At 63.1% G+C, this 1621-nt stretch carries 1 protein-coding gene; it reads left to right on the forward strand.

Annotated elements, in window-relative coordinates; translation table 11 throughout:
* Positions 1-211: 211 nt before the first annotated feature.
* Positions 212-745, forward strand: a complete 534-nt coding sequence (locus tag NKI08_RS34395; RefSeq protein WP_352775940.1) for a nucleotidyl transferase AbiEii/AbiGii toxin family protein — start codon at positions 212-214, stop codon at positions 743-745.
* Positions 746-1621: the final 876 nt, after the last annotated feature.

Consider the following 1621-nt stretch of genomic DNA (forward strand, 5'->3'; position numbering starts at 1 on the left):
TCGACGAGGCTGCCTCCGTCGAAGAGCTTGAGGGACTGTCGAACAAGAAGCGCCGCGCCAAGCTCGACGCCATCCGGGACGCCTGCCGTGCGTATATCACAGGGCCACTGCGAGACTTCCTCACCGCTCAACTTGCCGACATCACCAACGGTGCCGGCCGGGTGGAGGTCGACCAAGCCGGCCCGAGGTCGACCAGCGTGATGGCGCCTATGTGCGACCGGTCATACGCCTTGAATCCGGGGCGAAATCGGCGCTCGATCCGAACCGCCCGATCGCGATCACGCCCTATGTCGCCCAGGAAGCGGCAGGCATTGATCTCATCGTCGCCGACGTGACCACGATCGAGGCGACCCGCACCTTTTGGGACAAGGTGGTGATCACCCAGGGATTGCGCCGTTGGTATGAGCGGCGCGGCGAATTGCGGCAGGAAGGCCAGCGGGTCTCCCGGCACTACTATGACTTGCATTGTCTTCTTGGATCCGAGACCGGGAAGGCAGCCCTCGGCGACCTCGCTCTTGGCGCCGATTGTGTGCGGCACGCACGAATGTTTTTCGACCGTCCCGACTATGACCTCGCCTCAGCAGTCCCGGGCAGCTTCGCGATCGCGCCCGCTCCAAAGATGGTGGACGCGCTCGCGCGCGACTACGCCAATACGACGGCCATGATCTTCGGCACTCCGCCGAGCTTCAACGACATCTTGGCATCGGCGCACCAGATCGAGCAGGACCTGAACAGCCGGGCCTAGCCACCTGCACTGGACCATCTCCGCTCTATTTTGGCAGCCGTCTTTCTGCCACACGCAATTCCTCGAGTGTTGACTGCCACCAGATTTCGCGGCCCAGTTTCGATCCGGATCGCGCGGGCCAAGTTTTTACCGGTTCGTCCAGCTTGGCCGGGCGCCATTGCCCCCAAGACATAGACAGCCGCCGACGGAACCGCGGCGTAAGAGACATGCAGGGTTTCTGGTTCAACCGGCTCACCGTCGCACCCGACAAAGACGACGATGCCGTATCCAGAAGTCATCACAGGCCGCCGAGGGGCGGGAGGTCCTCCGGATCTGAAGGATAGCCCCTGCGTCGATGTCTGTCGCGAGAGCACGCGAGGCTCGTTCTTTCTCCGATCCACAGTTCTCGGCTCGGCGCTTCTTGCGCTCTTCGGGCTCGTTGCGCTTTGCAGCTTCCTCGATCCTGGTCCAACGCCGGCGTAAATCCTCTAGGACCGATAGGGGTCCACACCCGGCGCTCGGCATCCCAGGACGCAATCGGGACCTCCCGCATCTCCTGAACAATGGTGCGGGAATAGGGCAGTCACCCACCCTCCTTCAGGATGCGGAAGCCGAGTCCAGGGCCGGACGTCGCGCCCTGCGATGATCGTCAGGTAGTCGTGCTCCAGCCCGAAACCGGGGCCCGACTTTCGGCAAAGGGTGGCAGGCGGCAGACCAGCGTGAACGTGCTGAGTAGCGGCGTTGTGGCTTTCGTGTTTCGGATTCAGCGCTCCGCGAAACCTATGACTTTCGGGCCATTCTCTTGGCCGCGAAGGTCGCCTCCAAGCCGAGAACCGGGCCGACCCGTCCTAGCCTCCAACCTTCTGCCAGACGGAGATGTGCTTGTCGCTGGTCTGC

The sequence above is a fragment of the Mesorhizobium sp. M0768 genome, assembly GCF_040320195.1.
Lineage (GTDB): Bacteria > Pseudomonadota > Alphaproteobacteria > Rhizobiales > Rhizobiaceae > Mesorhizobium.